Here is a 25,896-nt window from a genome sequence, read left to right on the forward strand (position 1 = left end):
GAGCGTGGTGGGCGGCCGTTGCGCAGGTTCGTGACGTGATGGGGGTTTATCGACTTAACGTCACGCTTGCGAGGGAATCAGGTCTTCCAGGCTGGTTCAGCGGGGGTCTCGTGGGCAACTCTGATCTCGCGACAGTCGTGAATCACTTCACCGGGGCGGTCGGCCAACTGCCCCGGAAACAGCCGCACTTCTGGTTCCTGGAGGAAATGACATGGCACACATCCGTACCGTTCGCGTCCTTGCCGCCGTCGCCGCCCTGCCGCTGGCAGCGGCCCTCTTCACGGGTGTGGCAACCGCGGACAACGGCGCCATCGCGGGCAGCGGATCCAACGCCAGTGTTGCCGGGGTCGTCGGCAGTGGCGTCGGGCACAACAACAACGGCAACTCGACCACCACGCAGCAGGTCGCCACCGGCTCCGGCGCGTCGAACCAGAACAGCACGGCCAGTGTGAACGGTTCGGCGTTCACGTCGATCGACCAGGCCCACTACACGGTGAACTTCACCCGGCTCTGGTGACATACGGCCCGATGGGGGGCGGGATCGTGGGGGCCGTGCGGGAACCGCACGAGTACTGCAGGGGTGAATGACGGTCCGGGCGACGGTGCTGAGGCATCGCCGCCCGGACTGTTTTGCGCGTGCTGCGGCGGCAGTTGCGGTCGGGCTCCGGGGTTGACACCGGACAGGTATCTGACGGACAGTCAGAAACCCTGATCCGGATGCCCGGGAGGCCGCCGACGTGCACCTCGCCCCTACGGAACGGCAGTTGGAACTCCGCGCCGAACTCCGTTCCTATTTCAGTGAAGTGATGCGCCAGGGGCCTGGCGGCGACTCCCCTCCGGGCGCCGGCGCACGCCCTGCGGAACAGCGGGCGCTGCTGCGGCGCATCGGCGCCGACGGAATGCTGGGGCTCGGCTGGCCCGTCGAGTACGGAGGCAAGGGGCGCGGGCCCGATGAGCAGTTCGTCTTCTTCGACGAGGCGTACCGCGCGGGCGCGCCCGTCTCGATGGTCACACTGAACACCGTCGGGCCGACCCTGATGAAGTACGGGACGCCTGAGCAGAAGGATTACTTCCTGCCGCGCATCCTGACCGGCGACGTCGTCTTCGCGATCGGCTACAGCGAGCCGTCGGCCGGCACCGATCTCGCCTCGCTGCGCACGCGCGCGGTGCGGGACGGCGACACATGGGTGATCGACGGCCAGAAGATCTTCACGTCCAACGCCCAGAACGCCGACTGGATCTGGCTCGCCTGCCGGACCGATCCGGATGCGCCCAAGCATCGCGGCATCTCGATCATCCTGGTGCCGACCGACGCCCCCGGCTTCTCCTGGACCCCGATCGAGACGGTGGGCGGGCAGACCACGACCGCCACGTACTACGACGGGATCCGGGTGCCTGCGGGGAACCTGGTAGGTGCCGAGAACGCCGGCTGGAAGCTGATCACCAACCAGCTCAACCATGAGCGGGTGGCGCTGGCCGCGATCGGAATGCAGGCGGAGGACGCCTACGCGGAGGTCCTGGCGTACGCCCGCACACCCGACCCGGACACCGGCGCACGACCGGCCGACCGCGCGTGGGTCAGGGCGCGGCTCGCGGAGGTGCACGCCCGGCTCGCGGCGGTCAGATTGCTCAACTGGCGGCTGGTCGGGGACGTCGGGGCCGGGACTCTCGCACCGGGTGATGCGAGTGGGGTCAAGTTTCTGGGAACCGAAAGCGCCGTAGAGGTGTATCGAATGTGTCAGGAAATTGCGGGGGAGACGGCGTTGATCCGGGCGGGGGCTCCGGGGGCTTTCGGGGACGGGGAGCTGGAGCGCATGAACCGGGCCGCGCAGATCAACACGTTCGGGGGCGGGGTGAGCGAGGTGCAGCGGGAGATCGTCGCGACGATGCGACTCGGGATGAGGAGCCGGAAGAGGTGAGCGGTGAGGTGGTGAGGGACACGGTCGGTGATGGGGCGGTCAATGGTGACGAGCCGAGCGGGAAGGATCTGCTGTACGAGCAGTTGAAGGCCTACGAGGGGCGCCCCGCCGCGACCTCGGGGGTGGGCAAGGACACCGTCAACGAGCCGATGATCAGGCACTGGTGCGAGGCGATGGGGGACGCGAACCCGGCCTATCCGGCCGTCGCTCCGCCGACCATGCTCCAGGCCTGGACGATGGGCGGGCTCTCCGGGCACACGGGCAGGACCGCCGCTTACGACGAGCTGTTCGCCCTGCTGGACGGCGCGGGGTGCACGGCGGTCGTCGCGACCGACTGCGAGCAGGAGTATCTGCGGGATCTGCGTCCCGGCGACCGGATCACCTTCGACGCGGTGATCGAGTCGGTCTCGGAGCGCAAGAAGACCGCGCTGGGGACCGGGTATTTCGTCACCACACGGATGGACGTCAGGGGCGGGGGCGAGCTGGCGGGGACGCATCGGTTCCGGATCCTCAAGTACGCACCTGGGGCGAGGACGAAGACACCGGCCGGGGGGACGGGCGCGCGGGCGGCCGAGGTCGGGAGGCCGGGGGCGAGGCGACCGCGCCCGGTGGTCAACCGGGACAACGCCGGGTTCTGGGACGGAGTGGCCCGGCATCAGCTGCTGATCCAGCGGTGCACGTCCTGTTCGGCGCTGCGGTTCCCCTGGCTGCCGGGCTGCAACGCGTGCGGATCGCCCGAGTGGGACACGGTCGCGGCGAGCGGAGCCGGGACGGTCTATTCGTATGTGGTCATGCACCATCCCGCCTTTCCGGCCTTCGACCCGCCCTATGCGGTGGGCCTGATCGAGCTGGCCGAGGGAGTGCGCATGGTGAGCAATGTGATCGGGGTGCCGTACGACAAGGTGCGGGTCGGTCTGCCGGTGAGCCTGGAGTTCCTCCGCGTGGACGAGGACCTGGAGCTGCCGGTGTTCAGGGGAAGCGGGGGCTGACATGGAGTTCACACCGACGGAGGAGCAGGAAGCCGCGAGGGACCTGGCCGCACATATCTTCGCGGACCTCTCCACACACGAGCGGCTGACGGAGGCCGGCACCGGGACGGACGCCGGGTTGTGGAAGGCGCTGGGCGCGGCGGGGCTGGTGGCGGCGGTCGAGGAGACGGGGCTGCTCGGTCTGGTGCTGCTCCTGGAGGAGCAGGGACGGACCACGGCCCAGGTCCCCTACACCGCGACCTGTGTGTACGGGCTGCTGGCGGTGGCCGCCCATGGCACGGCCGAGCAGCGCGCGAGGCTGCTGCCCGCGCTGCGGGAGGGGACGGTGGTCGCGACAGGTGCGCTCCCGGCGCGGGGAGGCGTACGGGCCGACGCGGACGGGAGGCTGAGCGGGAGTGTGCCGTTCGTGCCGTGGCTGCGGGACGCCACGTTGGTGCTGGTCGTCGACCAGGACCTCGGGCTCTGGCTGGTACGGGTGGCGGACGCGCGGACGGAGCCGGTGGAGAGCACCGCGCCCTGGTCGGGAGGGCGGCTGACCCTGTCCGGGACACCGGCCGAGGCGCTGGGCGGCCCGGGTGCGTACCAGCAGGTGCTGGCTGTGGCGCGGATCGCGTTCGCGGGGCTCCAGGCCGGTGTGTGCGCGGGTTCGCTCGCGCGCGCCGTCTCGTACACCTCGGAGCGTGAGCAGTTCGGGCGGCCGCTCTCCACCAACCAGGGAGTGCTGCTGCGGGCGGCGGACGCATACATGGACACCGAGGCGATACGGGTCACGGCGTACGAGGCGGCTTGGCGGCACGACGAGGGACTGCCGTTCGCCACCCATGCGCTCACCGCGGCGTGGTGGGCGTCGGAGGCGGGCAAGCGGGTCGTGCACGCGGGCCAGCATCTGCACGGCGGGCTGGGCTCCGACCTCGACCACCCCGTGCACCGGCACTTTCTCTGGGGGCGGCAGCTGGACGCGTATCTGGGCTGCGGCAGCGAAGTGCTGGACGAGTTGGGCACGTTGCTCGCGGACGGCGATGCGGGAACCGCAGAGATGGAGGAGCCGGTATGAGAGTCGGCGATGAACTGGCGCCGTTGGAGATCCCGATCACCCGCACTCTGATCGTCGCGGGCGCCGTTGCCTCCCGCGACTACCAGGACGTGCATCACGATGCCGAGGCCGCCAAGGAGAAGGGCTCCCCCGACATCTTCATGAACATCCTGACGACCAATGGGCTGGTCGGCAGATTCGTCACCGACTACTTCGGCCCCGGATACAGACTGCGCAAGGTCGCGATCCGGCTCGGGGCTCCCAACTATCCGGGAGACACGATGGTGTTGACGGGCACGGTCACCGCGGTCGAGGGGGACGACGCGGAGGTCCGGATCACCGGCACCAACGGGAAGGGCCGCCACGTCACGGGCAGCGTGACAGTCACGGCTCAGGGCGCGGAGGGGGGCGTGGATGCGGAGGCCGACCCCGTTGCGGTTGCGGTTGCGGACGATGCCGTGCACACCGGCTCCGGGACCCGCTCCGGGTCCGGCACCGGTGCCCGCTCCGACTCCGGTGCCCGCTCCGACTCCGGCGCCCGCTCCGACTCCGGCACCCGCTCCGACTCCGGCACCCGCGCCGGCTCAGGTGCGGAATCCGGGAGCGGGGTGGCCGCATGAGCAGGCGCAGGGGCGACTCGCTCGGTGGGAAGGCTGCCATCGCCGGGATCGGGGCGACCGAGTTCTCCAAGGACTCCGGGCGCAGCGAGCTCAAACTCGCCGTGGAAGCGGTCCGCGCAGCCCTCGACGACGCGGGACTCACCCCGGCCGACGTGGACGGTCTGGTCACCTTCACCATGGACACCAGCCCCGAGATCACGGTCGCCCAGGCGGCCGGGATCGGGGAGCTCTCCTTCTTCTCCCGCATCCACTACGGAGGCGGTGCCGCCTGTGCCACCGTGCAGCAGGCCGCACTCGCCGTCGCTGCGGGAGTGGCCGACGTGGTCGTCTGTTACCGGGCGTTCAACGAGCGCTCCGGGCGGCGGTTCGGCTCGGGGGTCCAGCACAGGGAGCCGTCGGCCGAGGGAGCCGCGCTGGGCTGGGCGCTGCCGTTCGGGCTGCTCACACCGGCATCCTGGGTAGCGATGGCCGCCCAGCGGTATCTGCACACGTACGGCCTCTCGTCCGAGGTGTTCGGCCATGTCGCGGTGACCGACCGCCGGTATGCGGCGCGCAATCCGGCGGCGTACTTCTACGAGAAGCCGATCACCCTCGCCGATCACGCCGCCTCACGGTGGATCGTGGACCCGTTGCGGCTGCTCGACTGCTGCCAGGAGACCGACGGGGGGCAGGCGATCGTGGTCACCAGCGCCGAGCGCGCCCGTGATCTGCGCCGTCCGCCGGCGGTGATCGTGGCCGCGGCGCAGGGAGCGGGCCGGGCACAGGAGCAGATGACCAGTTTCTACCGGGACGATCTCAGCGGGCTGCCCGAGATGAACGTGGTGGCCCGGCAGCTCTGGCAGACCTCAGGGCTGCGGCCGTCCGACATCGATGTGGGCATCCTCTACGACCACTTCACTCCGTTCGTGCTGATGCAACTGGAGGAGTTCGGCTTCTGCAAGCCGGGTGAAGCAGCGGCCTTCGTCGCGGAGGACGCGCTTCCGCTGAACACTCATGGGGGCCAGCTGGGGGAGGCGTATCTGCACGGCATGAACGGCATAGCGGAAGCCGTACGGCAGGTGCGTGGCACATCGGTGAACCAGATACCCGGGGCGGCCACGACCCTCGTCACCGCGGGTACCGGCGTACCCACATCCGGGCTCATCCTCGGCACGGACGGCTGACACTGCGGCGTGGGCACTGGGTGGTGCGGCCCGGCGGGCCGTTCACTGCGCCCTATGCAACGACAAAAGATGTTCTTGTCCCATCTTCTGGGCGCGGCTGTCCTCCTGGCGCTCGGGTCTCCGGCCGCCGACGCCGCACCGGACGTCACGGCCCCCCCGCCCGGAACGCAGGCCGGTAGAGCAACTGGTGCCCAGATTGGTGGCGCCCAGGCCGGTGGTGCACAGACCGGTAGCGCAGAGACCGGTTCGCAGATCAATACGGGGGCTGCTGCCCCGACCAGTACCGGGGCGGACCCGGTGCCCGGCACTCAGGGGGCCGGTGAGGCGCAGGCCAGCGCGTCCGGAGAAGCAGGCGTCGGAGAATCAGCCGCCGGGGAAACAGGCGCCGGAGACGCAGGTGCCGGCAGGGCAGGTGCGGGCAAGGCTGGCGCCGTAACACCGGCGTCGGTCGCCGCCGCTGACACCGACCGGTTCGACGGCTGGGGGTTCGACACCTGTGTCACCCCGTCCCTGGAGACGATGCGTGCCTGGAAGTCGTCCCGGTACCGGAGCATCGGTGTCTACTACGGCGGCCGGGGCCGGGGCTGCCCGAACCAGCCCGAGCTCAGCAAGGATTGGGTGTCCAGCGTGTACGGGATGGGATGGAAGGTCCTGCCGGTGTTCGTCGGCTCGCAGTCGCCGTGTGTGGCGGCCGAGGGCAAACGGAAGGTCATGATGAGCGACGACGACCCGGCCGGCCAGGGAGCGGATGAGGCGAACGAAGCGGTCGAGCGGGCCCGAGCGCTCGGCATGGTGAAGGGCTCACCGCTCTATCTGGACATGGAGGCATACGACCAGGGCGACAGCGACTGCGCCGCCACCACGCTCTCCTTCATCCGTTCCTGGGACCGCGAGGTGGAGCGCCTCGGATACGTCTCCGGCTTCTACAGCAGCGCGGACTCCGGAGTGGAGCAGCTCGGCGCGGAGCGCAGGGCGGGTACGTCGGACCTGCCATCGGTGATGTGGTTCGCCCGCTGGAACGACCAGCCCTCGGTGACCGGGGAGCCGTCCCTGCGGAGCCAGGACTGGTCGCCGCATCTGCGGATCCACCAGTACGCGGGCGATGTGACGGAGGAGCACGGCGGTTACGAGCTCAGCATCGACCGGAACCGCGTAGACGCCCCGGTGGCCCGGATCGCCGACTAGCGAACGTGCCGGACCGGACCGCCCCTCCTGGCGCCCTCCCCGGAATCTTCCGGAATCGTCCAGGGACCCTTCCCCGGTCCAGCACCGGAACCCCGACGAGGGGATGGGCGCCCTCCACCTTCAGGAGGTGGGGGTACCACCACTCCTACAACCTGAGGGGGATTCGCCTTCGGCACCTCTGGGCGATCTGCTCAAGGGGGTTCGGCTCCTAGCGTGGAGCTATGACCACGCCAGTCTGTACCAACGCAGCGAAGGTGGCGACGCCGTACTCGTCGTTCGCCACCTACATGCGGGCCCGGGGGCCCGTTCTGCTGCGTACCGCCCGTTCGCTGACTGCCAATCCGAGTGATGCCGAGGATCTGCTCCAGACCGCGCTGACCAAGACCTACGTCGCGTGGGAACGGATCGAGGACCATGGCGCCCTGGACGGTTATGTCCGGCGGGCGCTGGTGAACACCCGTACGTCGCAGTGGCGCAAGCGCAAGGTCGACGAGTTCGTCTGCGACGACCTGCCCGAGCCGGAGACCGAGCCCGCGCCCGATGCGGCCGAGCAGCAGGCGCTGCGCGATGCGATGTGGCACGCGGTGATGAAGCTCCCCGACCGGCAGCGGGCCATGCTGGTGCTCCGTTACTACGAGGATCTCAGCGAGCAGCAGACCGCCGAGGTGCTCGGGGTCTCGGTCGGTACGGTCAAAAGCGCGGTCTCCCGCGCCCTCGGCAAACTGCGCGAGGACCCTGAGCTGTCCCTCGCCCACTGACCGGCGCACTCCCACGCAGGGCAGGGCGGGACAGGACACGGCGGTACGGGAAGCGGTACGGGAGCCGGAGCGGGAGGCGTCGGTGGATTTCCTGAGGACGGGTAGTGACATACCGCTTGGTATGTGCGCAGAATTGCGGCACATTACCCATGCGTAGGCAACGCTGCCCCACCAGGAGGACGCCGTGCTGAGCACGATGCAGGACGTACCGCTGACAGTGACCCGCATTCTCGTCCACGGAACGCTGGTGCACGGGGCCTCCCGGATCACCACCTGGACCGGCGACGCCGACGCGCCGCAGCGCCGCACCTTCGCCGAGACCGGCGTACGTGCCGTACAGCTCGCCAACGCGCTCCGCGACGAGCTGGGGATCGACGGCGACCAGCGGGTCGGAACGCTCATGTGGAACAACGCCGAGCATGTCGAGGCGTACTTCGCCGTTCCCTCCATGGGTGCCGTTCTGCACACCCTCAACATCCGGCTCCCCGCCGAGCAGCTGATCTGGATCGTCAACCACGCGGCCGACCGCGTGATCATCGTCAACGGCTCCCTGCTGCCGCTGCTCGCACCGCTGCTGCCGGACCTGCCGACCGTCGAGCACGTGGTGGTGAGCGGCCCCGGGGACCGCTCGCTGCTCGCCGGGGCCACGGCGACCGTGCACGAGTACGAGGAACTGATCGCGGGCCGCCCGACACGGTTCGACTGGCCCGAAATCGACGAACGCCAGGCCGCCGCCCTCTGCTACACCTCGGGCACCACCGGTGAGCCCAAGGGCGTCGTCTACTCGCACCGTTCGGTCTATCTGCACTCCATGCAGGTCAACTCGGCCCAGTCGATGGGGCTCACGGATCAGGACACGACACTTGTGGTCGTGCCGCAGTTTCACGTCAATGCCTGGGGGCTGCCGCACGCGACCTTCATGTCCGGCATCAACATGCTCATGCCCGACCGTTTCCTGCAGCCCGCGCCGCTCGCCGAGATGATCGAGCAGGAGAAGCCGACGCACGCTGCGGCCGTGCCCACCATCTGGCAGGGGCTGCTGGCCGAGGTGACGGCCCATCCGCGGGATCTGAGCTCGATGAAGCGGGTCACCATCGGCGGCGCCGCCTGCCCGCCGGCGCTGATGGAGGCGTACGACAAGCTGGGCGTCCGGCTCTGCCACGCCTGGGGCATGACGGAGACCTCGCCGCTGGGGACGACGTCCAACCCGCCCGCCGGGCTGACCCCGGAGGAGGAGTGGCCGTACCGCGTCACCCAGGGCCGTTTTCCTGTCGGCATCGAGGCGCGTCTGGCCGGTCCGGGCGGCGACATCCTGCCCTGGGACGGCGAGTCGGCCGGTGAGCTGGAGGTGCGCGGGCCCTGGATCGCGGGTGCGTACTACGGCGGCGCGGGCGGCGAGAACTTCCGGCCCGCCGACAAGTTCAGCGCCGACGGCTGGCTGAAGACCGGCGATGTCGGTGTCATCAGCCAGGACGGCTTCCTGACGCTCACCGACCGCGCCAAGGACGTCATCAAGTCCGGCGGGGAGTGGATTTCGAGTGTCGACCTGGAGAACGCGATCATGGCGCATCCGGCGGTCGCCGAGGCCGCGGTGGTTGCCGTCCCGGACGAGAAGTGGGGCGAACGGCCGCTCGCGACGGTCGTGCTGAAGGAGGGCGAGAGCGTCGGGTACGAGGAGCTCAGGGCCTTCCTCGCGCGGTCCTTCGCCAAGTGGCAGCTGCCCGAGCGGTGGGCGATCGTGCCGTCCGTGCCGAAGACGTCGGTCGGGAAGTTCGACAAGAAGGTGCTCAGGAGGCAGTACGCGGACGGCGAGTTGGACACGACCCAGCTCTGATCCCCGATCCCTGATCCCGGCACCGGCACCCGCACCCGCACCCGCTCCGTCCGGCGGGGGCGGGGACGGCGGCGGACCGGCCCTGATCCGGTCCCACATGATCAGGGCCGGTCCGGAGCGAGCCGGGCCAGAACGAGCCGGGCCAGAACGAACTGGCTCGGAGCGAGCTGGCGCCGGCTCCGTTTCAGTTGGTGCCGATCTTCGCCAGCAGGTCGACGATCCGGCCCTGTACCTCGGTGCTGGTGGAGCGTTCCGCCAGGAACAGCACGGTCTCGCCCGAGGCGAGCCCGGACAGTTCGGACGCATTCATCCCGGCCGACGTGTAGACCACCAGCGGGGTGCGGTTGAGCTGCCCGTTCGCGCGGAGCCAGTCGACGATCCCGGCGCGTCGGCGGCGTACCTGCATCAGGTCCATCACCACCAGGTTCGGCCGCATCTGGGCGGCCAGCGTGACGGCCTCCGCGTCCGTGCCGGCCCGGGCCACCTGCATCCCGCGCCGCTCCAGCGTCTCCGTCAGGGCGAGCGCGATCTCCTCCTGCTCCTCGATCAGCAGGACGCGCGGCGGGTGCTGTTCGGTGTCGCGCGGGGCCAGCGCCTTCAGCAGGACGGCCGGATCGGCCCCGTAGGCCGCCTCCCGTGTCGCCTGCCCGAGCCCTGCCGTCACCAGGACGGGCACCTCGGCAGCCACTGCCGCCTGGCGCAGTGACTGCAGCGCCTTACGGGTGATCGGTCCGGTCAGCGGGTCGACGAAGAGCGCTGCGGGGAACGCGGCGATCTGGGCGTCGACCTCCTCCCGGGAGTGCACGATCACCGGGCGGTAGCCGCGGTCGCTCAGGGCCTGCTGGGTGGAGACGTCGGGCGCGGGCCAGACGAGCAGCCGGCGCGGGTTGTCGAGCGGCTCGGGAGGCAACTCGTCGTCGACGGGCTGCGGCTGCGGCCGGTTGGCCACCTCCACGGCGCCACCGGGACCGTCCAGCGGTTCGGGCCCCTCCGCCCCCTCGTCGGGGGCGCCTATGGCGTACGAGCGGCCCTCCGACTGGCGCGAGAGGCGCTGCTGAGCCTGCTGGGAGGCCTGAGCCTGCGGGGGAAGCGGGACCTGCTGGGAGGCCTGCGCTTGTTGAGGAAGCTGCGCCTGCTGTGACGTTTGAGCCGACGGGGACATCTGGCCCTGCTGGTTCGCCCCGTGCTCTGTCGCCCCCTGCGGCGTGTGGCCCTGCGGGAGGTGATGGCTCGGCTGCTGCGGTGTGCCCTGCTCGCCGGCGGTCTGCGGATGGGGCCGGGCCGCCGGTTCGGGGCGTTCGCCCTCCGGCGGGGCCGCGAGCTTGCGCCGTCGGCCGGAACCCAGCGAGTGCGGCTGGTTCTGCTGTGCCGCGATCTGTTCGGCGAACGGCACGCCCTGGCCGAGCGTTCGCACGCTTATGGCACGTCCCTGTGCGCCGTCCGCGAGCATCGGCTCCTCGGCGGGCAGCGGCTGGGCCGCGGCCTCGTCGGCTGTCGCCCGCTCGGTGACGGCGGCCCAGCCCTCGGGCGACGCATACAGCGTGCCGTCCTTCGGCAGCTCCTCGTCCGCCCCCGGATGGTGCTGCGGCGCGAGCGGGTCGGTGCCGGGGTGACCGGCCGTCCGTACGGCGTCCTGGCGGCCCGGCATCGAACCGATCGCACCGAGCGAACCCGTCGCGCCCGTCGAACCGATCGAACCGTCGGACGGCACCGGCGCCGCTTGCGGCTGCCCCTGTACCTGCCCGTGCCCCTGCCCCCGGTCGGCGTCCGCGGGGGGAAGCGCGAACGGCGTACGCGGGCGCTCGGCCTCCGCGGCCGCCGAGGCCGAAGCGGTTGCCAGAGCCCGGCGCGCCCGGCGGCCGGGAGGCGGTGTCTGCCCTGCCTGTGTCTGCCCTGTCTGTCCCGGCTGGCCGGGTGCTGTGCCCCCCGGCTGCGGGGCGGCAGGCGCGGGCCCCAGGGCGGGGCGGGCGCTCTCGATCTCGCGCACGCCCTCCGCGCGCCGGGCGCGCCGTCCGGTGGGCACCGGCGCATCCGCCGGTACACCCTGCGGAGGCACGGTCGCCCCGCGCTGCGGGTGCCCCGCACCGGGAGCGTTCGCCCGGGCGTTCTCGGCGGAGGTCACCACGGAGCCCTCTGACGGCAGCCCTCCTGGCGGTACCGCGCCGCCGGAACCTGCGGCCCCACCGGCCGGCTCCGTACGTCCGCGCCTCCGGCCCGACCCGCCGTCACCGGCGCCGTTCTCCTGCGCGGGAATCGCCGGACCGGGGCGGCCTGCGGCTGGTCCGCCCGCGGTACCGGCCACACCCTGCCCCCGGCCACCCGCGCCGGAAGCACCCATGCCAGACCCGTCCGTACCGCCCGCACCCGCGGCGCCGCTCCCCGGAGCAGGAGCCGACGACTGAGCAGGAATTGGCGCAGGAACAGCCGGAGAAACGGCTCCAGGACCGGCTCCGGGAACAGCTCCTGAAACAGGTGCAGGTACCGGCGCCGCACCAGGACCGGCGTGACCGGCTTCCCCACGGCGCGCCCTGCGGCGCCCTGTGGGCGGCTCCGGCGCACCGGCACCCGTGGCGTCTCCCGGGCTCGTGCCCCCGTCGCCGCCGGAGCCCTCCAGGAAGGCATCGGTGGACGAGCGCCTGCCCCGGCGCCGCCCGCCGCCCGATGTGGCGTTCGGCTGGTTCGTCGCGCCGGGCGCCGGACCGTCGGCCTCCGACGCCGCGGCGGCCGGATCCACCGTCCCCGAACCGCCCCCGAGAGGCAGCTCCAGAACGTACGCACTGCCGGTCGTCCCCGGCACCTCATGGGTCTGGAGCACGCCGTCGTGCGCCCGGACGATCCCGCGCACGATCGGTTCGTGCACCGGGTCGCCGCCGCTGAACGGCCCCCGCACCTCGATCCGTACGACCTTGCCGCGCTGCGCGGCGGCCACCACGATCGTCGAGTCCACATAGGCGCCGCCCGGTGTGACCCGCGCCTTGCCCGTGGCGTCGACGCCGGCCACATCGGCGATCAGATGCGCGAGAGCGGTCGCCAGCCGCCCCCCGTCGACCTCGGCCTCTATGGGCGGCGCGTGCACCGCGAACTGCACCCGGCCGGGGCCGATCAGCTCGACCGCACCCTCCACACCCGCTGCCACCACGGTGTCGACCATGACCTTCGTCCTGGTCAGCTCCTCCGTTCCCGCGGCGAGCCGCTGGAAGCCGAGCACGCTGTCGACGAGCGTGGTCATCCGGGCGTAACCGGCGGCCAGATGGTGCAGGATCTGGTTGGCCTCGGGCCACAGCTGGCCGGCCGGGTCGGCGGCGAGCGTGCCCAGCTCGGCCCGCAGCTCCTCCAGCGGTCCGCGCAGGGCGTCCCCGAGCACCGCGGTCAGCTGCTGCTGCCGCTCTTCGAGCGACTCGTACTGTTCCGTCCGCGCCGCCAGTTCGGCCGCGTGCTGCTTGTCCCGGGCGGCGAGCTCGTCCGTGTGCCGCGTCTCGGCGGCGGCGTTCCGCTCGTCCTTGGCCCGGAGTTCGGCGGCGTGCTGCTTCGCCTGCTTCTCGTACGGGCGGCGGTCGGCGAAGGTCAGCACCGCGCCGACGAGCTGTTCGCCGTCCCGGACCGGCGCCGTGGTCAGGTCGACCGGCACCGGGCTGCCGTCCTTCGCCCACAGCACCTGCCCGCGCACCCGGTGCTTGCGCCCGGACCTGAGCGTGTCGGCGAGGGCGCTCTCGTCGTACGGGAAGGGCTCACCGTCGGCGCGTGAGTGCTGCACCAGCGGGTGCAGTTCCTTGCCGCCGAGGTCGCTCGCCCGGAAGCCGAGGATCTGCGCGACGGAGGGGTTGACGAGCACGACGCGCCCGTCGGTGTCGGTCCCCACGACGCCCTCGGACGCCGCGCGCAGAATCATCTCGGTCTGCCGCTGCGAACGCGCCAGTTCGGCTTCGGTGTCGACGGCACCCGACAGGTCCCGTACGACGAGCATCAGCAGCTCGTCCCCGGTGAACCCGCCGCTGTAGGAGTCATAGGCCTCCCGGCCGTCCTCCAGATTCGCGCTGGTCACCTCGACGGGGAACTCCGCGCCGTCGGTGCGCCGCGCGAGCATCCGCGTCGGTTTGGTCCTGCCCTGCTCGTCCGCGCCTTCGGGCCGTCGCATCGAGCCCGGGATCAGCCGGGAGTCGAACTCCGGCAGCAGATCGAGCAACCCCCGGCCGACGAGCGCCGTGCCCGGCGTCTCAAAGGCTTCGAGGGCGATGGAGTTGGCGTTGACGACCGTTCCGTTGCAATTGACGAGCAACAGCCCGTCCGGGAGGGCGTCAAGTATGGCTGCGAGGCGAGCAGCGCCTCGGGATGGCCTGCTGCTCACGACGACGCTTCCTCCCTGAACTACTGCACCTTGCTGACAACCCGGCCCATCTTGCCCCTCGGGCCATGGCGTGTCACTGCTGGAAGTCTAAAGGCAGGCGCTCCGGACATGCGGCGGATGAGGGGGGCTCTCACCAAGGTTGTGTGGAAGAACGGCTGGGCCGGCCTCAGCCGACGGTGTGCGGAAGGACGGGTTCGAGGGCGCCCCAGCGGGAGATCTCGCACCCGTTGGTACGCCGGAACGTCGCGTCGACGGGCTGTCCCCGCCAGACCCCGGTGATGTGCGCGGTGGCCGGGCCGCCGTACTGCATCGTGCACATCATGGTGGCGGGAACGGGCGCGAACGGCGTCCGCCGGTCGGCGGCGAGCTGGTCCAGCCGGTCGCAGGCCTGCTGCGGCGAGGCGTGTGTCCCCCCGGCGGGGGCGCAGTACAGGCGGTGCGTGCCGTCGGCGGCGGGGCTGCCGGAATCGGCGACGGTGATGGTGAGCCGGTCGCGGACCCGCGACCCGGGAAGCCGGTGACCGGGCTGTCCTCCGGGGGCGGGGAGCGGGGTGATGGCACGAGCGGTGGTGCCCGCGACGGGACCGGCGGGGGCGGCGGTCGCGGCGGGGGCGGCGGCCAGCGCGGAAAGACAGGCAGCGGCGGCGGTGAGAGCGAGGCGGCGCAGCATGACGTAACTCCTCATGACAAAACTCCTCGATACGGCTCAGGGGCGGCGCCCCTGCCTCCCTAACGCTCCTGCGCGCCGGGCGTTGCGCGACACGAACGACTTTGCTCTGCCACCCCGCGGCCTAGTACCGTGGGCCGCGATTGGTGACGGCCCGCAAGGCTGTGTCATCATCTGCACGCACCACTTCGCGCTCGCGCGACTGTGTTCGGTGTGCTGGAGGCGTCGCCTAGTCCGGTCTATGGCGCCGCACTGCTAATGCGGTTTGGGTTTTACGGCCCATCGAGGGTTCAAATCCCTCCGCCTCCGCCAGCTGGATCACTGAAGCCCCGTCCGTGATGGACGGGGCTTCAGTCGTCCCGCGGCGGCGCCCACAAGGGCGCAGGAGGGTGTGTCTTCGCAGCTCAGCGGGGATGCGGTCAATGGATTTCACCTGACGCCGCAGGTCATGTAATGTTGTTCTCGCAACGCCGACGGGGCAGTAAACAGCCCGGAACGCCAAGCACTCGTAGCTTAACGGATAGAGCATCTGACTACGGATCAGAAGGTTGCAGGTTCGAATCCTGCCGAGTGCACAGCAGGCCAGAGGCCCTCAGGAGAAATCCTGGGGGCCTCTGGCGTTGTCGTGCAGCAGTGGAGTGCGGACTGCGGCGAGCGGTTGGACTCGTATCAGCCGACCTCGGCCTTGCCTTCGCGGTAGATCTTTGCCGACGCGATCCGCCGGTTGTGGAGCAGGTAGAAACCAGCGAGGGAGAAGGTCTGCTCGTCACCGTGGACCGTCAGCGTCTCGGTCAGCTGGCAGGCGGCCTCGCTTCCCTCGGTGACGAGGCTCTGCACCGTCAGCGTGGGAAGCAGTCCCTGCATGGCGTCCTGGAAGAACTCGGCGAGCGCGGCACGGCCTCGCACAGCAGTCGTCCCGGTAACCCATAGGGCGTCTTCGGTGAAGCCTGCCAGGAGGGCGTCGAGGTCGCGGGCGTTGAAGGCTCGCACGTGCTCGTGGATCACCGCAGCTGTATCCGTTGTCTTCGTCGCTGTCACGCTTGCAGTGTCGCAGCTGCCCGGCCGCTGTGGAGTCAGAGGTTCCTGTCGCCTATCGAGTGAACTTGCCTTCTTTCGGGGGGAGTTGCATATGCCCACGGCTAGGTTCCGGGGCGGAGGTGGTGCTCGATGCGCGAGCAGGACATGCCGGAGGACGAGCCGATGGCCCACGCTCGGGACGCGGTCGATGTCGGCGACTTCGTGTACGCGGCCACGGGCGCGCGGGTGCGGCGGTTGACGTTGCCCGATGGGGCGCACTGGTTTCCGGCGGTGGATGTTGCGGGGAATCTTGGCTATGCGAACACCCGGCAGGCTCTGCTGTGGCATGTCTCCCCGGACTGCCGGCAGAGCCTCGGTGATATTGCGAGAGGTGTCTATGGGACAGACGCTTCGCGCAGGATCGCTGGTCACGGCCTCAAGAAGTCCATGAAGATGGTGACGCTCGCCGGGCTCGTCCAACTCGTCAACGGCTGTACGAAGCACGAGTGTGCGCCCTTCAGGAGATGGGTGGCCGAGGTGGTGGCCACGGTGCAGCGTGATGGTGCGTACGAACTCGTCCCGGCCCCCGTTCAGCCAGGGGACGATCTGCGTACCGCCTATGTGATGCCGGAGGAGATCGTCGACGCGATCGTGCGGCTGGAGGAGCGGAGCATCCGGGCTGAGGAGGCGTGTGCGGCCAGGGAGGCGGAGGGGCATCTGCTGCTGCGTGAGGTCAGTCGGGGGCAGGATCTGCTGACCCAGGCCTTCCACCGGATCGCCGATTCGCTGGACCGGCTTGCCGAGCGGGCGCAGCCGGGTGGGGCCACGGCTGCGGTGTCGGCCGGCACGCCTCAGGAGCTGCTCGCGAGCTGGCAGGACAGGAACCTGGTCATCACCGAGGACATCCGTACGGTCGCTGCCGTGCTGGCGCCCGGTCTGGTCGAGGGCGCTGCCCGCTGCAGCGCGGAGGAGATCGCCACGCGTACCGGGCTGTCCCCGGCCCGGGTCCAGGACTGTGTCCGGCATCTGCTGCGGCGTGGATGCATACGGCACTCGGGGCGCGCTCCGGACGGTTCGCCGGTCTACGTCCTTGTCTGAGACGTTCCGAGGTGTGCGGGCCGCCTCCGCCGTATGGGCTCGGGGCCACTGTCAGTGGTGGGTGTCATGCTGCGAGTGACGCGGATTCGCCGTCCGCGCACCGGCGGATCAGGGAAGGGGGCGCGGGACCATGTGGCGTTCCGGTGGGCTGCGGTGGGGGGACGAGGGCCCCCGGCTCGCGTGGGAAGGGCGGGCGCGGGCCAGTCCGCTGGTGTACGGGACCGACGTCGGCTTCCGGGTCGAGGCGGCGGGGGAGCGTACGTGTGTGGGGGCGCGTGGTCATGCCTGCCCGGTGCGGGCGCGGGTGCCGGGGCGCGGTACGCAGGCGCGCTGCGGGGAGTGCGCGCGGCTCGACCGGGCGCACTCGGTGGCGGCCGACACGATCGCCGACGATCCCCGGGTCTACCGCGTCTACCTCGCCTGGTTCGGGGCCGGGATGGTCAAGGTGGGGATCACGGCGGAGGAGCGCGGTCCGGCGCGGCTGAGGGAGCAGGGGGCGGTGGCTTTCAGCTGGCTGGGGCGGGGGCCGTTGATGGCGGCCCGGCGGACCGAGGAGCTGTTGCGTACGGCGCTGGGTGTGCCGGACCGGATTCCGTACGCGGACAAGCGGGCGGTGCGGGCCCGGCTGCCCGGACGGGAGGAGCGGGCGGCCGAGGTACGTGCGGTGCACGCACGGGCCGTCGCGCTGGCCGGGTGGCCGGATTCGCTGGAGCGGCTGGTGTGCGAAGTGGCCGATCACGGGGAGGTGTTCGGGCTGGCGGGACTCGGTGACCCCGCGGGGGTGGTGAGCGAGCTCGTGGCGGGCGGGGCCGTCGCGGGGCGGCTGGTGGCTGCCGCAGGGCCTGACCTGCATCTCGCCGGGGACGACGGTGCGGTGATCGTCCTCGATACGCGGTTGATGGCCGGCTGGGGGCTGACGGGCGCGGAACCCGGTGCGGGGGTGACCGTGCCGGTGCGGGTGGCCCCGGCGGAACCGGAGGTGGAGCAGCCTGGGTTGTTCTGAGGGTGGGTGCCCCCTCGTGTGGCCCTCTCTGCGTGTGGCCTGATCTCGTGTGGTTGTTGTGCGATGAGGTGTCCGAGAGTGGGATGGGCGGGGTATGAGTGGTGTGATAGGTAGTGGTTTGAGGTGATTTGGCCCGTTATTTTGGTCTGGTCTGGTCTGGTCTGGGCTGGGTGGGTCCGGTCGCGGCGTTGCTGCTCGGGTTGTTCTGTTGCAGGTGGGGGCGGGAGCGCTTGGTCAGGGCGTCGTCAGTGCCTTCAGTGCTGCCTTGAGCTGTGTCGTGAGTTCCGGGTCCGTGATCTCGCCCGTGTCCCGGTCGAGCCTGGTGGTGACTGTTCCGACCATCAGGCAGGCCTCATCGACCACGGTGCCGGTCATCATCCGCAGTGTCTCGCGCAGTTGGGTGTTGGCGTAGTCGCCGCCCGTCGGGCTGGGTGACGCGGTGATCACGCCGACCCTGCGGTCGATGAGCTCGCCGCTGCTGACCAGCCAGTCCAGGGCGTTCTTCAGTACGCCGGGCACGCCGTGCGCGTACTCGGGGCTCACGACCAGCACCGCGTCCGCCTCGGCCACGGACTTCCGCAGGGCCGCCACCGGGGCCGGGGGCACGGCGCCCTCGCCGTCGAGGTCCGGGTTGAAGTGGGGCAGTCCGCCGATGTCGGCCGTCGTGACGGCCGCCCCGTCGGCCGTGGCCAGGGACCCGGCCGCATGCAGCAGGGCGCCGTTGGTGGAACGGGCGCGCAGGCTGCCCGACAGGGTGAGGATCCGCATGGGGCGACCGTACGTGAGGGCCGGAGCGACCGTACGTCAGGCCGGGAGTGACCGTATGTACAGCCCCGGAGGGTGGGCCGTTCGGGGGCCGGGCAGCGCCGGGCATCGGGGCAGCCCGGCCCGAGGTGGACAGCCCCGGCTGGGATAGGGACAGCCCCGCCCGTGGTGGGGCGGCCCCGGCTGGGGAGGGGATGAGGGGATGAGGGAGGAGGGGAGCGAAGGAGGAGGGGGGCGCCGGACAGGGCTGTGTGTGGTGGGGCCGTTCGGCCGGGGGCGTGCCGTCTGCGGGTGCGGGCGTTTCTCAGGAATTTCACAGGTTGGGGAAAGGGGTCTCTCAGAGGTAGCTCGGAGGCTGGGCCCATGACTACGACCTCGCCCCAGGGGCGTACCGAAATGTGCAGGCCCGACGGCACCGCGGTGCGCGTTCTCGTCGTGGACGACGAAGCCTCGCTCGCGGAGCTGCTCTCCATGGCGCTGCGCTATGAGGGCTGGCAGGTGCGCAGCGCCGGTGACGGGGCCGGAGCCGTGCGGACCGCGCGGGAGTTCCGGCCCGATGCCGTGGTGCTCGATGTGATGCTCCCCGACATGGACGGTATCGCCGTGCTCGGCCGGATGCGCCGCGAGCTGCCCGATGTGCCGGTGCTCTTCCTGACCGCCAAGGATGCCGTGGCGGACCGGATCGCGGGTCTGACGGCGGGCGGCGACGACTATGTGACCAAGCCGTTCAGCCTGGAGGAGGTCGTGGCCAGACTGCGCGGGCTGATCCGCAGGTCAGGTACGGGCGCACAGCGCAGCGAGTCGGTGCTCGCCGTCGGTGACCTGACCCTCGACGAGGACAGCCACGACGTCACCAGGGGCGGGACCAACATCCATCTGACCGCGACCGAGTTCGAGTTGCTGCGCTTCCTGATGCGCAACCCGCGCCGGGTGCTCTCCAAGGCGCAGATCCTCGACCGGGTCTGGTCGTACGACTTCGGCGGCCAGGCCAACGTCGTCGAGCTCTACATCTCGTACCTCCGGCGCAAGATCGACGCGGGGCGTACGCCGATGATCCACACCCGGCGCGGGGCCGGATATCTGATCAAGCCCGGGGAGTAGCCGGTGTCGGTGCGGCGGCGCTGGTCGCTGCGTACGAGGCTCGTCGTCTCGGCCGTGGCGCTGATCGCCGTGGTGGTGGCCGTGATCGGTACGGTCACCACGATAGCCATGCACTCCAATCTGGAGCGGCAGCTGGACAAGCAGCTGCTGGCGGCGGCCCAGCGGCCCGACCACGATCCGATGGGCGGCGACCGTTCCATCGTCCAGCAGCCCGGGCTGCCGATAGGATCCGTCGGCGGCCACACCGTCGTCGACAGCGACGACCTGGTGGACGGGGTGAAGAGCGTCGCCACACCGGGCGCCCGGCCCGACAGCTCGCCACTCGGCGACGACCAGCTCGACGCACTGGAATCGGTCCCCAGGGACGGGTATCCGCACACCGTCTCGCTCCCCGGCCTCGGGGACTTCCGGGCTATCTCCTCCAGCAGCGGCACGTTTGTGCTCGGCTTCCCGCTGACCGGTGTCCAGTCCACCGTCACCACCCTGATCGTGGTCGAGGTCTGTGTCACAGCGGCCGGGCTGCTCGCGGCCGCCATCACCGGGACCGCGCTGGTCGGAATAGCGCTGCGCCCGCTCAGGCGGGTCGCGGCGACCGCGACCCGGGTCTCCGAACTCCCGCTGCACAGCGGTGAGGTGGCCCCGCTGGAACACGTCCCCGACGCCGAGGCCGATCCCCGGACGGAGGTCGGGCAGGTCGGCGCGGCGCTCAACCGGATGCTGGGCCATGTGGGTTCGGCGCTGGCCGCCCGGCAGGAGAGCGAGACACGGGTACGGCAGTTCGTCGCCGATGCCAGTCATGAGCTGCGGACCCCGCTGGCCTCCATCCGCGGCTATGCCGAGCTCACCCGGCGCGGCGGCGAGGAGACCGGACCGGACACCCGGCACGCGCTGGGCCGCATCGAGTCGGAGGCCGGGCGGATGACCGGTCTGGTGGAGGATCTGCTGCTGCTCGCACGGCTGGACGCGGGACGCCCGCTCGCGTACGAGGGCACTGGACTGTCCCCGCTCGCGTACGAGAGCACTGATCTCTCCCCGCTCGTGGTCGACGCGGTGAGCGATGCGCGCGCGGCGGGCCAGGACCACACCTGGCGGCTCGAACTGCCCGACGACCCCGCCCTGGTGCCGGCCGACGGACCCCGCATCCAGCAGGTTCTGGTGAATCTGCTGGCCAATGCCCGTACGCACACCCCGCCCGGCACCACTGTCACCGCACGGGTACGGCGGGACGGGGGCTGGGTGCTGGTGGAGGTGCTGGACGACGGCCCTGGCATTCCGGTCGAGTTGCTCCCGCACGTCTTCGAACGGTTCGCCCGCGGGGATGCCTCACGGTCGCGGAACGCCGGTTCGACCGGGCTCGGTCTCGCGATCGTGCAGGCGGTCGTGGTGGCGCACGGCGGGGCGGTGACCGTACGGAGTGTGCCGGGCCGCACGGAGTTCGCGGTCAGGCTGCCGGGGGTTCCGGGGGTCCGGGAGAGTCTGGGGGATCCGGTGGTTCCTACGGCTCCGGTGGTTCCTACGGCTCCGGTGGTTCCCACGGCTCCGGTGGTTCCTACGGCTCCCGCTGCTCCCACTGCCCCGGCCATCCCGGCGATTCCGGGGACCCCGTCGGTTCCGGCGCCCCCCGCCGCCCCCGCGATTCCGGCGCATCCACCCACCGTCCCCGCCCCGCACCCCCCGACTCACAGCCCCACCACAGGTTGACCACACAGGGGTGACAGCGCCGCTGGCGAGTGTCGTCGGTATGCGAACCGACACTTCTCCGGGCACCCTGCCGGCACGGGAGCATCTCCCCGTGACAGCGGCCGACGCCCCGGTGCTCGATGTGGTGATCCCCGTGTACAACGAGGAGAAGGACCTCGAACCGTGTGTGCTGCGGCTCCGCGACCATCTCGCCGGGACCTTCCCGTACAGCTTCCGGATCACGATCGCCGACAACGCGAGCACCGACCGGACCCCCGAGGTGGCCGCGGGGCTTGAGGACATGCTGGACGAGGTACGGGCCGTCCGGCTCGACCAGAAGGGGCGCGGGCGGGCGCTGCGGAGTGTGTGGTCCGCATCCGACTCCCCCGTTCTCGCCTATATGGACGTCGATCTCTCCACCGGCCTCAACGCGCTGCTGCCCCTGGTGGCCCCGCTGATCTCCGGGCACTCCGATCTGGCCATCGGCTCCCGGCTGGCGCGGAGTTCGAGAGTGGTGCGCGGTCCCAAGCGCGAGTTCATCTCGCGCGCGTACAACCTGATCCTGCGCTCGTCGCTCTCCGCCCGGTTCAGCGACGCCCAGTGCGGATTCAAGGCCATCCGCCGGGATGTCGCGCAGCGGCTGCTGCCGATGGTCGAGGACACCGGATGGTTCTTCGACACCGAGATGCTGGTGGTCGCCGAACGCGCCGGGTTGCGGATCCATGAGGTGCCGGTCGACTGGGTCGACGACCCGGAGTCCACCGTGCACATCGTGCGGACGGCCGTCGACGACCTCAAGGGCGTCTGGCGGGTGGGGCGCGCGCTGGGGGTCGGCGCGCTCCCGCTGGACCGGCTCGCGCGCCCCTTCGGGGACGACCCGCGCGACCGCGAACTGACCGGCGTGCCCGGGGGACTGGCCCGGCAGCTGGTCGGTTTCTGTGTCGTCGGTGCGCTCTCCACGCTGCTCTATCTGCTGCTGTACTCCCTGTTCCGTACGGAGGTGAGCCCCCAACTGGCCAACGCGGGCGCCCTGCTGGTCTCGGCGCTGATCAACACCGCCGCCAACCGGAGACTCACCTTCGGGGTGAGCGGGCGCGACAGCGCGGTACGCCACCAGGCCCAGGGGCTGGTCGTGTTCGCGATCGGCCTCGCCCTCACCAGCGGGTCCCTCGCCGCGCTCGGCGCGGCGTCCGACGACCCCTCGCACGGCACCGAGCTCGCGGTGCTGATCGCGGCCAACCTCGCAGCGACGGTGCTGCGTTTCCTGCTCTTCCGCGCCTGGGTGTTCCCCGAGCGGCGCACCGACGACCCGAGGACTGCACGATGACCACCGCCGATATCCCTACCCATCAGATCCCGGAGGCTGTTTCGCCGCCGTCCGGGCAGGCGCGCATCGCCCGGCTGTGGCGCGGACGCGCCGAGGACCCGCGCTGGGTGCGGCCCGCGTTCCTCGGGCTGCTGCTGCTCACCTTCGTGGCGTACCTCTGGGACCTCAGCGCCTCCGGTTACGCCAACTCCTTCTACTCCGCGGCGGCCCAGGCCGGCGGGGTGAGCTGGAAGGCCCTCTTCTTCGGCTCGCTCGACTCGGCCAACGCCATCACCGTCGACAAACCCCCGGCCGCCCTCTGGCCGATGGCGCTCTCGGTACGGATCTTCGGGCTGAGTTCGTGGGCGATCCTCGTCCCGCAGGTGCTGATGGGCGTCGGCACGGTCGCGGTGCTGTACGCGGCGGTGCGGCGGCGGTTCAGCGCGGCTGCGGGGCTCATCGCCGGCGTGGTGCTGGCGACGACTCCGGTCGCCGCGCTGATGTTCCGCTTCAACAACCCCGACGCGCTGCTCGCGCTGCTGATGACGGTCACCATCTACTTCGTGCTGCGTGCGCTGGAGGACGGCCGGACCAAGTGGCTGGTGTGGGCGGGCGTGGCGATCGGCTTCGCCTTCCTGACCAAGACGCTCCAGGCGTTCCTGATCCTGCCGCCGCTGGCTGTCGTGTACGGGGTGTTCGCACCCACGACGGTACGCAGGCGGCTGGGCCAGATCGGCCTGTCCGCAGGGGCGATGGTGGTCGCGGGCGGCTGGTGGACGGCGATCGTCGAACTGTGGCCCGCGTCCTCCCGCCCGTACATCGGCGGCTCGCAGAACAACTCGTTCCTGGAGCTGACCTTCGGCTACAACGGGCTCGGCCGGATCAGCGGCGATGAGACCGGCAGCGTCGGCGGTGGCGGTGGCGGTGGCGGCCGGGGTATGGGGGGCGGCGGCTGGGGTGAGACCGGTCTCGACCGGATGTTCAACTCCGAGATCGGCAGCCAGATTTCGTGGCTGCTGCCCGCCGCGCTCATCCTGCTCGTCGCGGGAATCGTCATCACCTGGCGGGCGAAGCGTACGGAGACCGCGCGCGGGGCGTTCCTGGTGTGGGGCAGCGCGCTGCTGATGACCCTGCTGATCTTCAGCTTCATGGCCGGGATCTTCCACCAGTACTACACGGTGGCGCTGGCGCCGTACCTCGCCGCCCTCGTCGGGATGGGCGTCACGGTCCTCTGGGAGGAGCGCGGCCGGTTCGTGTGGTCGGCGGTGCTGGGTGTGGTGGTCGCGGCGACCGCGGTCTGGGCGTATGTGCTGCTCGGCCGGACGCCGGACTATCTGCCCTGGCTGCGCTGGGCGGTGCTGGTCGTGGGGCTCGTTGCGGCGGTCGGCCTGGCGGTGGCCGGCCGGTGGAACCGCAGGTTCGCGCTGAGCGCCGCGGGCGTGGGCCTGGTGGCTTCGCTGGCCGCGCCGTTCGCGTACACGGTGTCCACGCTGAACACCGGGCACACCGGGTCGATCGTGACCGCGGGTCCGGCGGGCGCGAGCCGGATGGGCGGCATGGGCGGCTTCCCCGGCCGGGGCGGCCGGGACGGCGGTGGCTGGGGCGGCCCGAGGATGGGACAGACACCCACCGGGAAGGCCGGTCAGGCCGGGCAGGCCGGTCGGACAGGAATGAACGGTCAGACCGGGGCGAATGGTCAGGCCCCGGGTAATGGCTCGGGCGGCCGGACGGGTCAGCCGCCGATGGGCCGGCTGGGGAACGGTCAGCAGGGCCAGGGTCAGTCGCAGACCGGCCAGGGCCGGTTCGGCGGCGCGCCGGGCGGCTGGATGGCCGAGCGCGGCTTCGGTGGCCGGGGCGGTGGCGGTATGGGCGGTCTGCTCGACGGCCAGCAGGTCAGCGCCAAGGTCAAGACCAAGATCAGTGCGCACGCCGACGATTACACCTGGATGGCCGCAGCGATCGGCTCGCAGAACGCCGCGAGTTACCAGCTCGCGACCCAGAAGCCGGTCATGGCGATCGGCGGCTTCAACGGCAGCGATCCCTCCCCCACGCTCACGCAGTTCAAGAAGGACGTGACGGACGGGAAGATCCACTACTTCGTCGCAGGCGGCGGAATGGGTGGCGGAATGGGCCGCGGCGGATCCGGCAGCGGCGCCGCTTCGAAGATCACGTCCTGGGTCGAGGGACGGTTCGTGAAGGTGACGGTGGGGTCGGTGACGCTGTACGACCTGACGCAGGTGAAGGCGAGCACCGGCAGCTCCGGCACCTCCGGCAGCTCCGGAACCTCGGGCAGCTGACGGACGGGAAACCGGAAGGGGTGGGGCGGGGAGATCTTCTCCCCCGTCCCACCCCTTTGCGTGCTTCCGCTTTAGCCTCTGCTTCCTCTCCCGCTTCGCTTCGCCTACCGCCGCAGCGACAGGTCCGCCACGATCGGCCGATGGTCGGACGCGAGCGTGTCGGGCACCTCCGCGCCGCGCACCCCCACCCCGTGCGACACCGCCACGTAGTCGATCCGCTTCACCGGCTTCAGCGCCGGGAACGTCGGTGCGCCCGGCTCCACATCCGTCAGTTCGCGCCACAGCGGCGCCAGCTCGGGCGCGTCCGGGGTCGCGTTGAAGTCGCCCAGGAGGATCTTCCGGTTCCGGTCACGGCCCATGATGCGGCGGGTGTCGGCGACCTGGCTCACCCGTACGGAGGGGTCGACGCGGTAGTCCAGATGCGTCACGTACACATGCAGCGGTACGCCCTTCACCCGTAGCTCGACCTCACCGAAGCCGGGGGCCGGCGCCGGAACCGGGTTCGGGTCCTGGGTGGAGAGGCGGGTGATCTTGTGGTTCACGGCTTTCAGGATGCGGTACTTCGAGAGCACCGCCACCCCGAACTCCCGCCCGTCGATGCTGTATATCGGGGCGAAGGACATCTGCATCCCGAGCCGCTTCGCCAGCTCGCCCGCCACGTCCCGCCACTCGCTGCGAGCGGCCCAGTGGACGTCGACCTCCTCAAGCCCGATCACGTCGGCGTGCATCGCGCGCAGGGCCGCCGCCTGCCGGTCGAGGTCGAAGACGTTGTCCATCCCGGCGCCCGCATGGATGTTGTACGAGGCGACCCGCAGCGGGACGTCGCGGGCGTGGGCGCGAGCGGGGGCAGGTGCCTGCGCCTGCGCCGGGGGCGCGATCGTCGCGGCGAGGACACCTGAGACCAGAAGCACTTCAGCAACACGAGCAGTCAGCTTCATCGGACGTAGCTACCCGGAAGCGGCTCGGCGCAAAACGAATTTACACCGTAGAAGACCGTCCTCTACGGTGTACGACTCCAGGGTCTCGCGACTTCGCGCCCCCTGCCCCGCGACTCCATGCCGTCGCGACCACACGACCCCACGCCCCCCGATCCGACCACCACGTCGCGACTTCGCG

At 70.9% G+C, this 25,896-nt stretch carries 19 protein-coding genes, 2 tRNA genes and 1 pseudogene; 17 read left to right on the plus strand and 5 right to left on the minus strand.

The features are described 5' to 3' along the window. Nucleotides 1-211: 211 nt before the first annotated feature. From OG385_RS15860 to OG385_RS15900, 9 genes and pseudogenes are all read left to right on the plus strand, one after another. Nucleotides 212-517 (plus strand): hypothetical protein, encoded by a 306-nt coding sequence (locus tag OG385_RS15860; protein ID WP_266855311.1) that lies wholly within the window; start codon nt 212-214, stop codon nt 515-517. A gap of 220 nt (nt 518-737) precedes the next feature. Further along, nucleotides 738-1,919: an acyl-CoA dehydrogenase family protein gene (locus OG385_RS15865; RefSeq protein WP_266855312.1), complete on the plus strand. Its 1,182-nt coding sequence runs from the start codon at nt 738-740 to the stop codon at nt 1,917-1,919. Between the two features lie 68 nt (nt 1,920-1,987). Further along, a complete protein-coding gene (locus tag OG385_RS15870; RefSeq protein WP_266860907.1) occupies nt 1,988-2,908 on the plus strand; it encodes a bifunctional MaoC family dehydratase N-terminal/OB-fold nucleic acid binding domain-containing protein in 921 nt (306 codons plus the stop codon). Between the two features lies 1 nt (nt 2,909). Further along, nucleotides 2,910-3,962 carry an acyl-CoA dehydrogenase family protein gene (locus OG385_RS15875; protein ID WP_266855313.1) on the plus strand — a complete coding sequence of 351 codons (1,053 nt, stop codon included), beginning with the start codon at nt 2,910-2,912 and terminating at the stop codon, nt 3,960-3,962. Next, a pseudogene (locus tag OG385_RS15880) lies at nt 3,959-4,327 on the plus strand (MaoC family dehydratase); the annotation flags it as partial. The gene OG385_RS15875 and the pseudogene OG385_RS15880, both read left to right, overlap by 4 nt. A gap of 230 nt (nt 4,328-4,557) precedes the next feature. Next, nucleotides 4,558-5,724: a lipid-transfer protein gene (locus OG385_RS15885; RefSeq protein WP_266855314.1), complete on the plus strand. Its 1,167-nt coding sequence runs from the start codon at nt 4,558-4,560 to the stop codon at nt 5,722-5,724. Nucleotides 5,725-6,021: 297 nt separating this feature from the next. Continuing rightward, on the plus strand, nt 6,022-6,909 hold the full coding sequence (locus OG385_RS15890) for a DUF1906 domain-containing protein (RefSeq protein ID WP_266855315.1): 888 nt from the start codon (nt 6,022-6,024) through the stop codon (nt 6,907-6,909). Between the two features lie 221 nt (nt 6,910-7,130). Next, nucleotides 7,131-7,667, plus strand: a complete 537-nt coding sequence (locus OG385_RS15895; RefSeq protein ID WP_266855316.1) for a SigE family RNA polymerase sigma factor — start codon at nt 7,131-7,133, stop codon at nt 7,665-7,667. A 184-nt stretch (nt 7,668-7,851) separates the two neighbouring features. Beyond that, nucleotides 7,852-9,501 carry a long-chain fatty acid--CoA ligase gene (locus tag OG385_RS15900; protein WP_266855317.1) on the plus strand — a complete coding sequence of 550 codons (1,650 nt, stop codon included), beginning with the start codon at nt 7,852-7,854 and terminating at the stop codon, nt 9,499-9,501. A 184-nt stretch (nt 9,502-9,685) separates the two neighbouring features. Here OG385_RS15900 and OG385_RS15905 read toward each other — a convergent pair whose 3' ends face one another. Together OG385_RS15905 and OG385_RS15910 are read right to left on the minus strand one after the other, a co-directional pair. Continuing rightward, the gene (locus tag OG385_RS15905) at nt 9,686-13,846 is read right to left on the minus strand and encodes a PAS domain-containing protein (protein WP_266855318.1); all 4,161 of its coding nucleotides are present in this window, start codon (nt 13,844-13,846) and stop codon (nt 9,686-9,688) included. A 166-nt stretch (nt 13,847-14,012) separates the two neighbouring features. Then, entirely contained in the window at nt 14,013-14,516 is a 504-nt protein-coding gene (locus tag OG385_RS15910; RefSeq protein ID WP_266860909.1) for an SSI family serine proteinase inhibitor, read from the minus strand. Nucleotides 14,517-14,731: 215 nt separating this feature from the next. On the opposite strand from OG385_RS15910, the gene OG385_RS15915 reads away from it, so the two are divergent. Continuing rightward, nucleotides 14,732-14,825, plus strand: a tRNA-Ser gene (locus OG385_RS15915). Between the two features lie 190 nt (nt 14,826-15,015). After that, nucleotides 15,016-15,088: transfer RNA gene (locus tag OG385_RS15920), tRNA-Arg, on the plus strand. A gap of 94 nt (nt 15,089-15,182) precedes the next feature. On the opposite strand, the gene OG385_RS15925 is transcribed toward OG385_RS15920, so the two are convergent. Next, nucleotides 15,183-15,551 carry a nuclear transport factor 2 family protein gene (locus tag OG385_RS15925; protein ID WP_266855319.1) on the minus strand — a complete coding sequence of 123 codons (369 nt, stop codon included), beginning with the start codon at nt 15,549-15,551 and terminating at the stop codon, nt 15,183-15,185. Between the two features lie 129 nt (nt 15,552-15,680). Between OG385_RS15925 and OG385_RS15930 the strand changes: the two genes are divergently transcribed. Next, nucleotides 15,681-16,628, plus strand: coding sequence for a BRO family protein (locus OG385_RS15930; RefSeq protein ID WP_266855320.1), 948 nt, complete (start codon nt 15,681-15,683; stop codon nt 16,626-16,628). Between the two features lie 130 nt (nt 16,629-16,758). Then, nucleotides 16,759-17,631 (plus strand): DUF2797 domain-containing protein, encoded by an 873-nt coding sequence (locus OG385_RS15935; RefSeq protein ID WP_266855321.1) that lies wholly within the window; start codon nt 16,759-16,761, stop codon nt 17,629-17,631. Nucleotides 17,632-17,865: 234 nt separating this feature from the next. On the opposite strand, the gene OG385_RS15940 is transcribed toward OG385_RS15935, so the two are convergent. Further along, nucleotides 17,866-18,399, minus strand: coding sequence for an NADPH-dependent FMN reductase (locus OG385_RS15940; protein WP_266855322.1), 534 nt, complete (start codon nt 18,397-18,399; stop codon nt 17,866-17,868). A 360-nt stretch (nt 18,400-18,759) separates the two neighbouring features. On the opposite strand from OG385_RS15940, the gene OG385_RS15945 reads away from it, so the two are divergent. The 4 genes from OG385_RS15945 to OG385_RS15960 are packed head-to-tail and all read left to right on the plus strand — an operon-like array spanning nt 18,760 to nt 24,780. Continuing rightward, complete coding sequence (locus OG385_RS15945; RefSeq protein WP_323183770.1) at nt 18,760-19,497, plus strand: response regulator transcription factor; 738 nt, start codon at nt 18,760-18,762, stop codon at nt 19,495-19,497. Nucleotides 19,498-19,506: 9 nt separating this feature from the next. Then, a complete protein-coding gene (locus tag OG385_RS15950) occupies nt 19,507-21,198 on the plus strand; it encodes a HAMP domain-containing sensor histidine kinase (RefSeq protein ID WP_266860913.1) in 1,692 nt (563 codons plus the stop codon). A 40-nt stretch (nt 21,199-21,238) separates the two neighbouring features. Beyond that, nucleotides 21,239-22,504, plus strand: a complete 1,266-nt coding sequence (locus tag OG385_RS15955) for a bifunctional glycosyltransferase family 2/GtrA family protein (RefSeq protein ID WP_266855323.1) — start codon at nt 21,239-21,241, stop codon at nt 22,502-22,504. Next, entirely contained in the window at nt 22,501-24,780 is a 2,280-nt protein-coding gene (locus OG385_RS15960; RefSeq protein WP_266855324.1) for a glycosyltransferase family 39 protein, read from the plus strand. Before OG385_RS15955 ends, OG385_RS15960 begins: the two co-directional genes overlap by 4 nt. A gap of 104 nt (nt 24,781-24,884) precedes the next feature. On the opposite strand, the gene OG385_RS15965 is transcribed toward OG385_RS15960, so the two are convergent. After that, nucleotides 24,885-25,718: an endonuclease/exonuclease/phosphatase family protein gene (locus tag OG385_RS15965; RefSeq protein WP_266855325.1), complete on the minus strand. Its 834-nt coding sequence runs from the start codon at nt 25,716-25,718 to the stop codon at nt 24,885-24,887. Nucleotides 25,719-25,896: the final 178 nt, after the last annotated feature.

It is taken from the genome of Streptomyces sp. NBC_01306 (assembly GCF_026340465.1).
Taxonomy (GTDB): domain Bacteria; phylum Actinomycetota; class Actinomycetes; order Streptomycetales; family Streptomycetaceae; genus Streptomyces.

Excerpts from the sequence above, each read along its gene's own strand:
- OG385_RS15960 (WP_266855324.1), top strand. The coding sequence starts at position 22,501 with ATGACCACCGCCGATATCCCTACCCATCAGATCCCGGAGGCTGTTTCG.
- OG385_RS15860 (WP_266855311.1), top strand. The coding sequence starts at position 212 with ATGGCACACATCCGTACCGTTCGCGTCCTTGCCGCCGTCGCCGCCCTG.
- OG385_RS15940 (WP_266855322.1), bottom strand. The coding sequence starts at position 18,399 with ATGCGGATCCTCACCCTGTCGGGCAGCCTGCGCGCCCGTTCCACCAAC.
- OG385_RS15935 (WP_266855321.1), top strand. The coding sequence starts at position 16,759 with ATGTGGCGTTCCGGTGGGCTGCGGTGGGGGGACGAGGGCCCCCGGCTC.
- OG385_RS15885 (WP_266855314.1), top strand. The coding sequence starts at position 4,558 with ATGAGCAGGCGCAGGGGCGACTCGCTCGGTGGGAAGGCTGCCATCGCC.
- OG385_RS15910 (WP_266860909.1), bottom strand. The coding sequence starts at position 14,516 with ATGCTGCGCCGCCTCGCTCTCACCGCCGCCGCTGCCTGTCTTTCCGCG.
- OG385_RS15930 (WP_266855320.1), top strand. The coding sequence starts at position 15,681 with ATGCGCGAGCAGGACATGCCGGAGGACGAGCCGATGGCCCACGCTCGG.
- OG385_RS15955 (WP_266855323.1), top strand. The coding sequence starts at position 21,239 with ATGCGAACCGACACTTCTCCGGGCACCCTGCCGGCACGGGAGCATCTC.
- OG385_RS15945 (WP_323183770.1), top strand. The coding sequence starts at position 18,760 with ATGACTACGACCTCGCCCCAGGGGCGTACCGAAATGTGCAGGCCCGAC.
- OG385_RS15895 (WP_266855316.1), top strand. The coding sequence starts at position 7,131 with ATGACCACGCCAGTCTGTACCAACGCAGCGAAGGTGGCGACGCCGTAC.
- OG385_RS15965 (WP_266855325.1), bottom strand. The coding sequence starts at position 25,718 with ATGAAGCTGACTGCTCGTGTTGCTGAAGTGCTTCTGGTCTCAGGTGTC.
- OG385_RS15875 (WP_266855313.1), top strand. The coding sequence starts at position 2,910 with ATGGAGTTCACACCGACGGAGGAGCAGGAAGCCGCGAGGGACCTGGCC.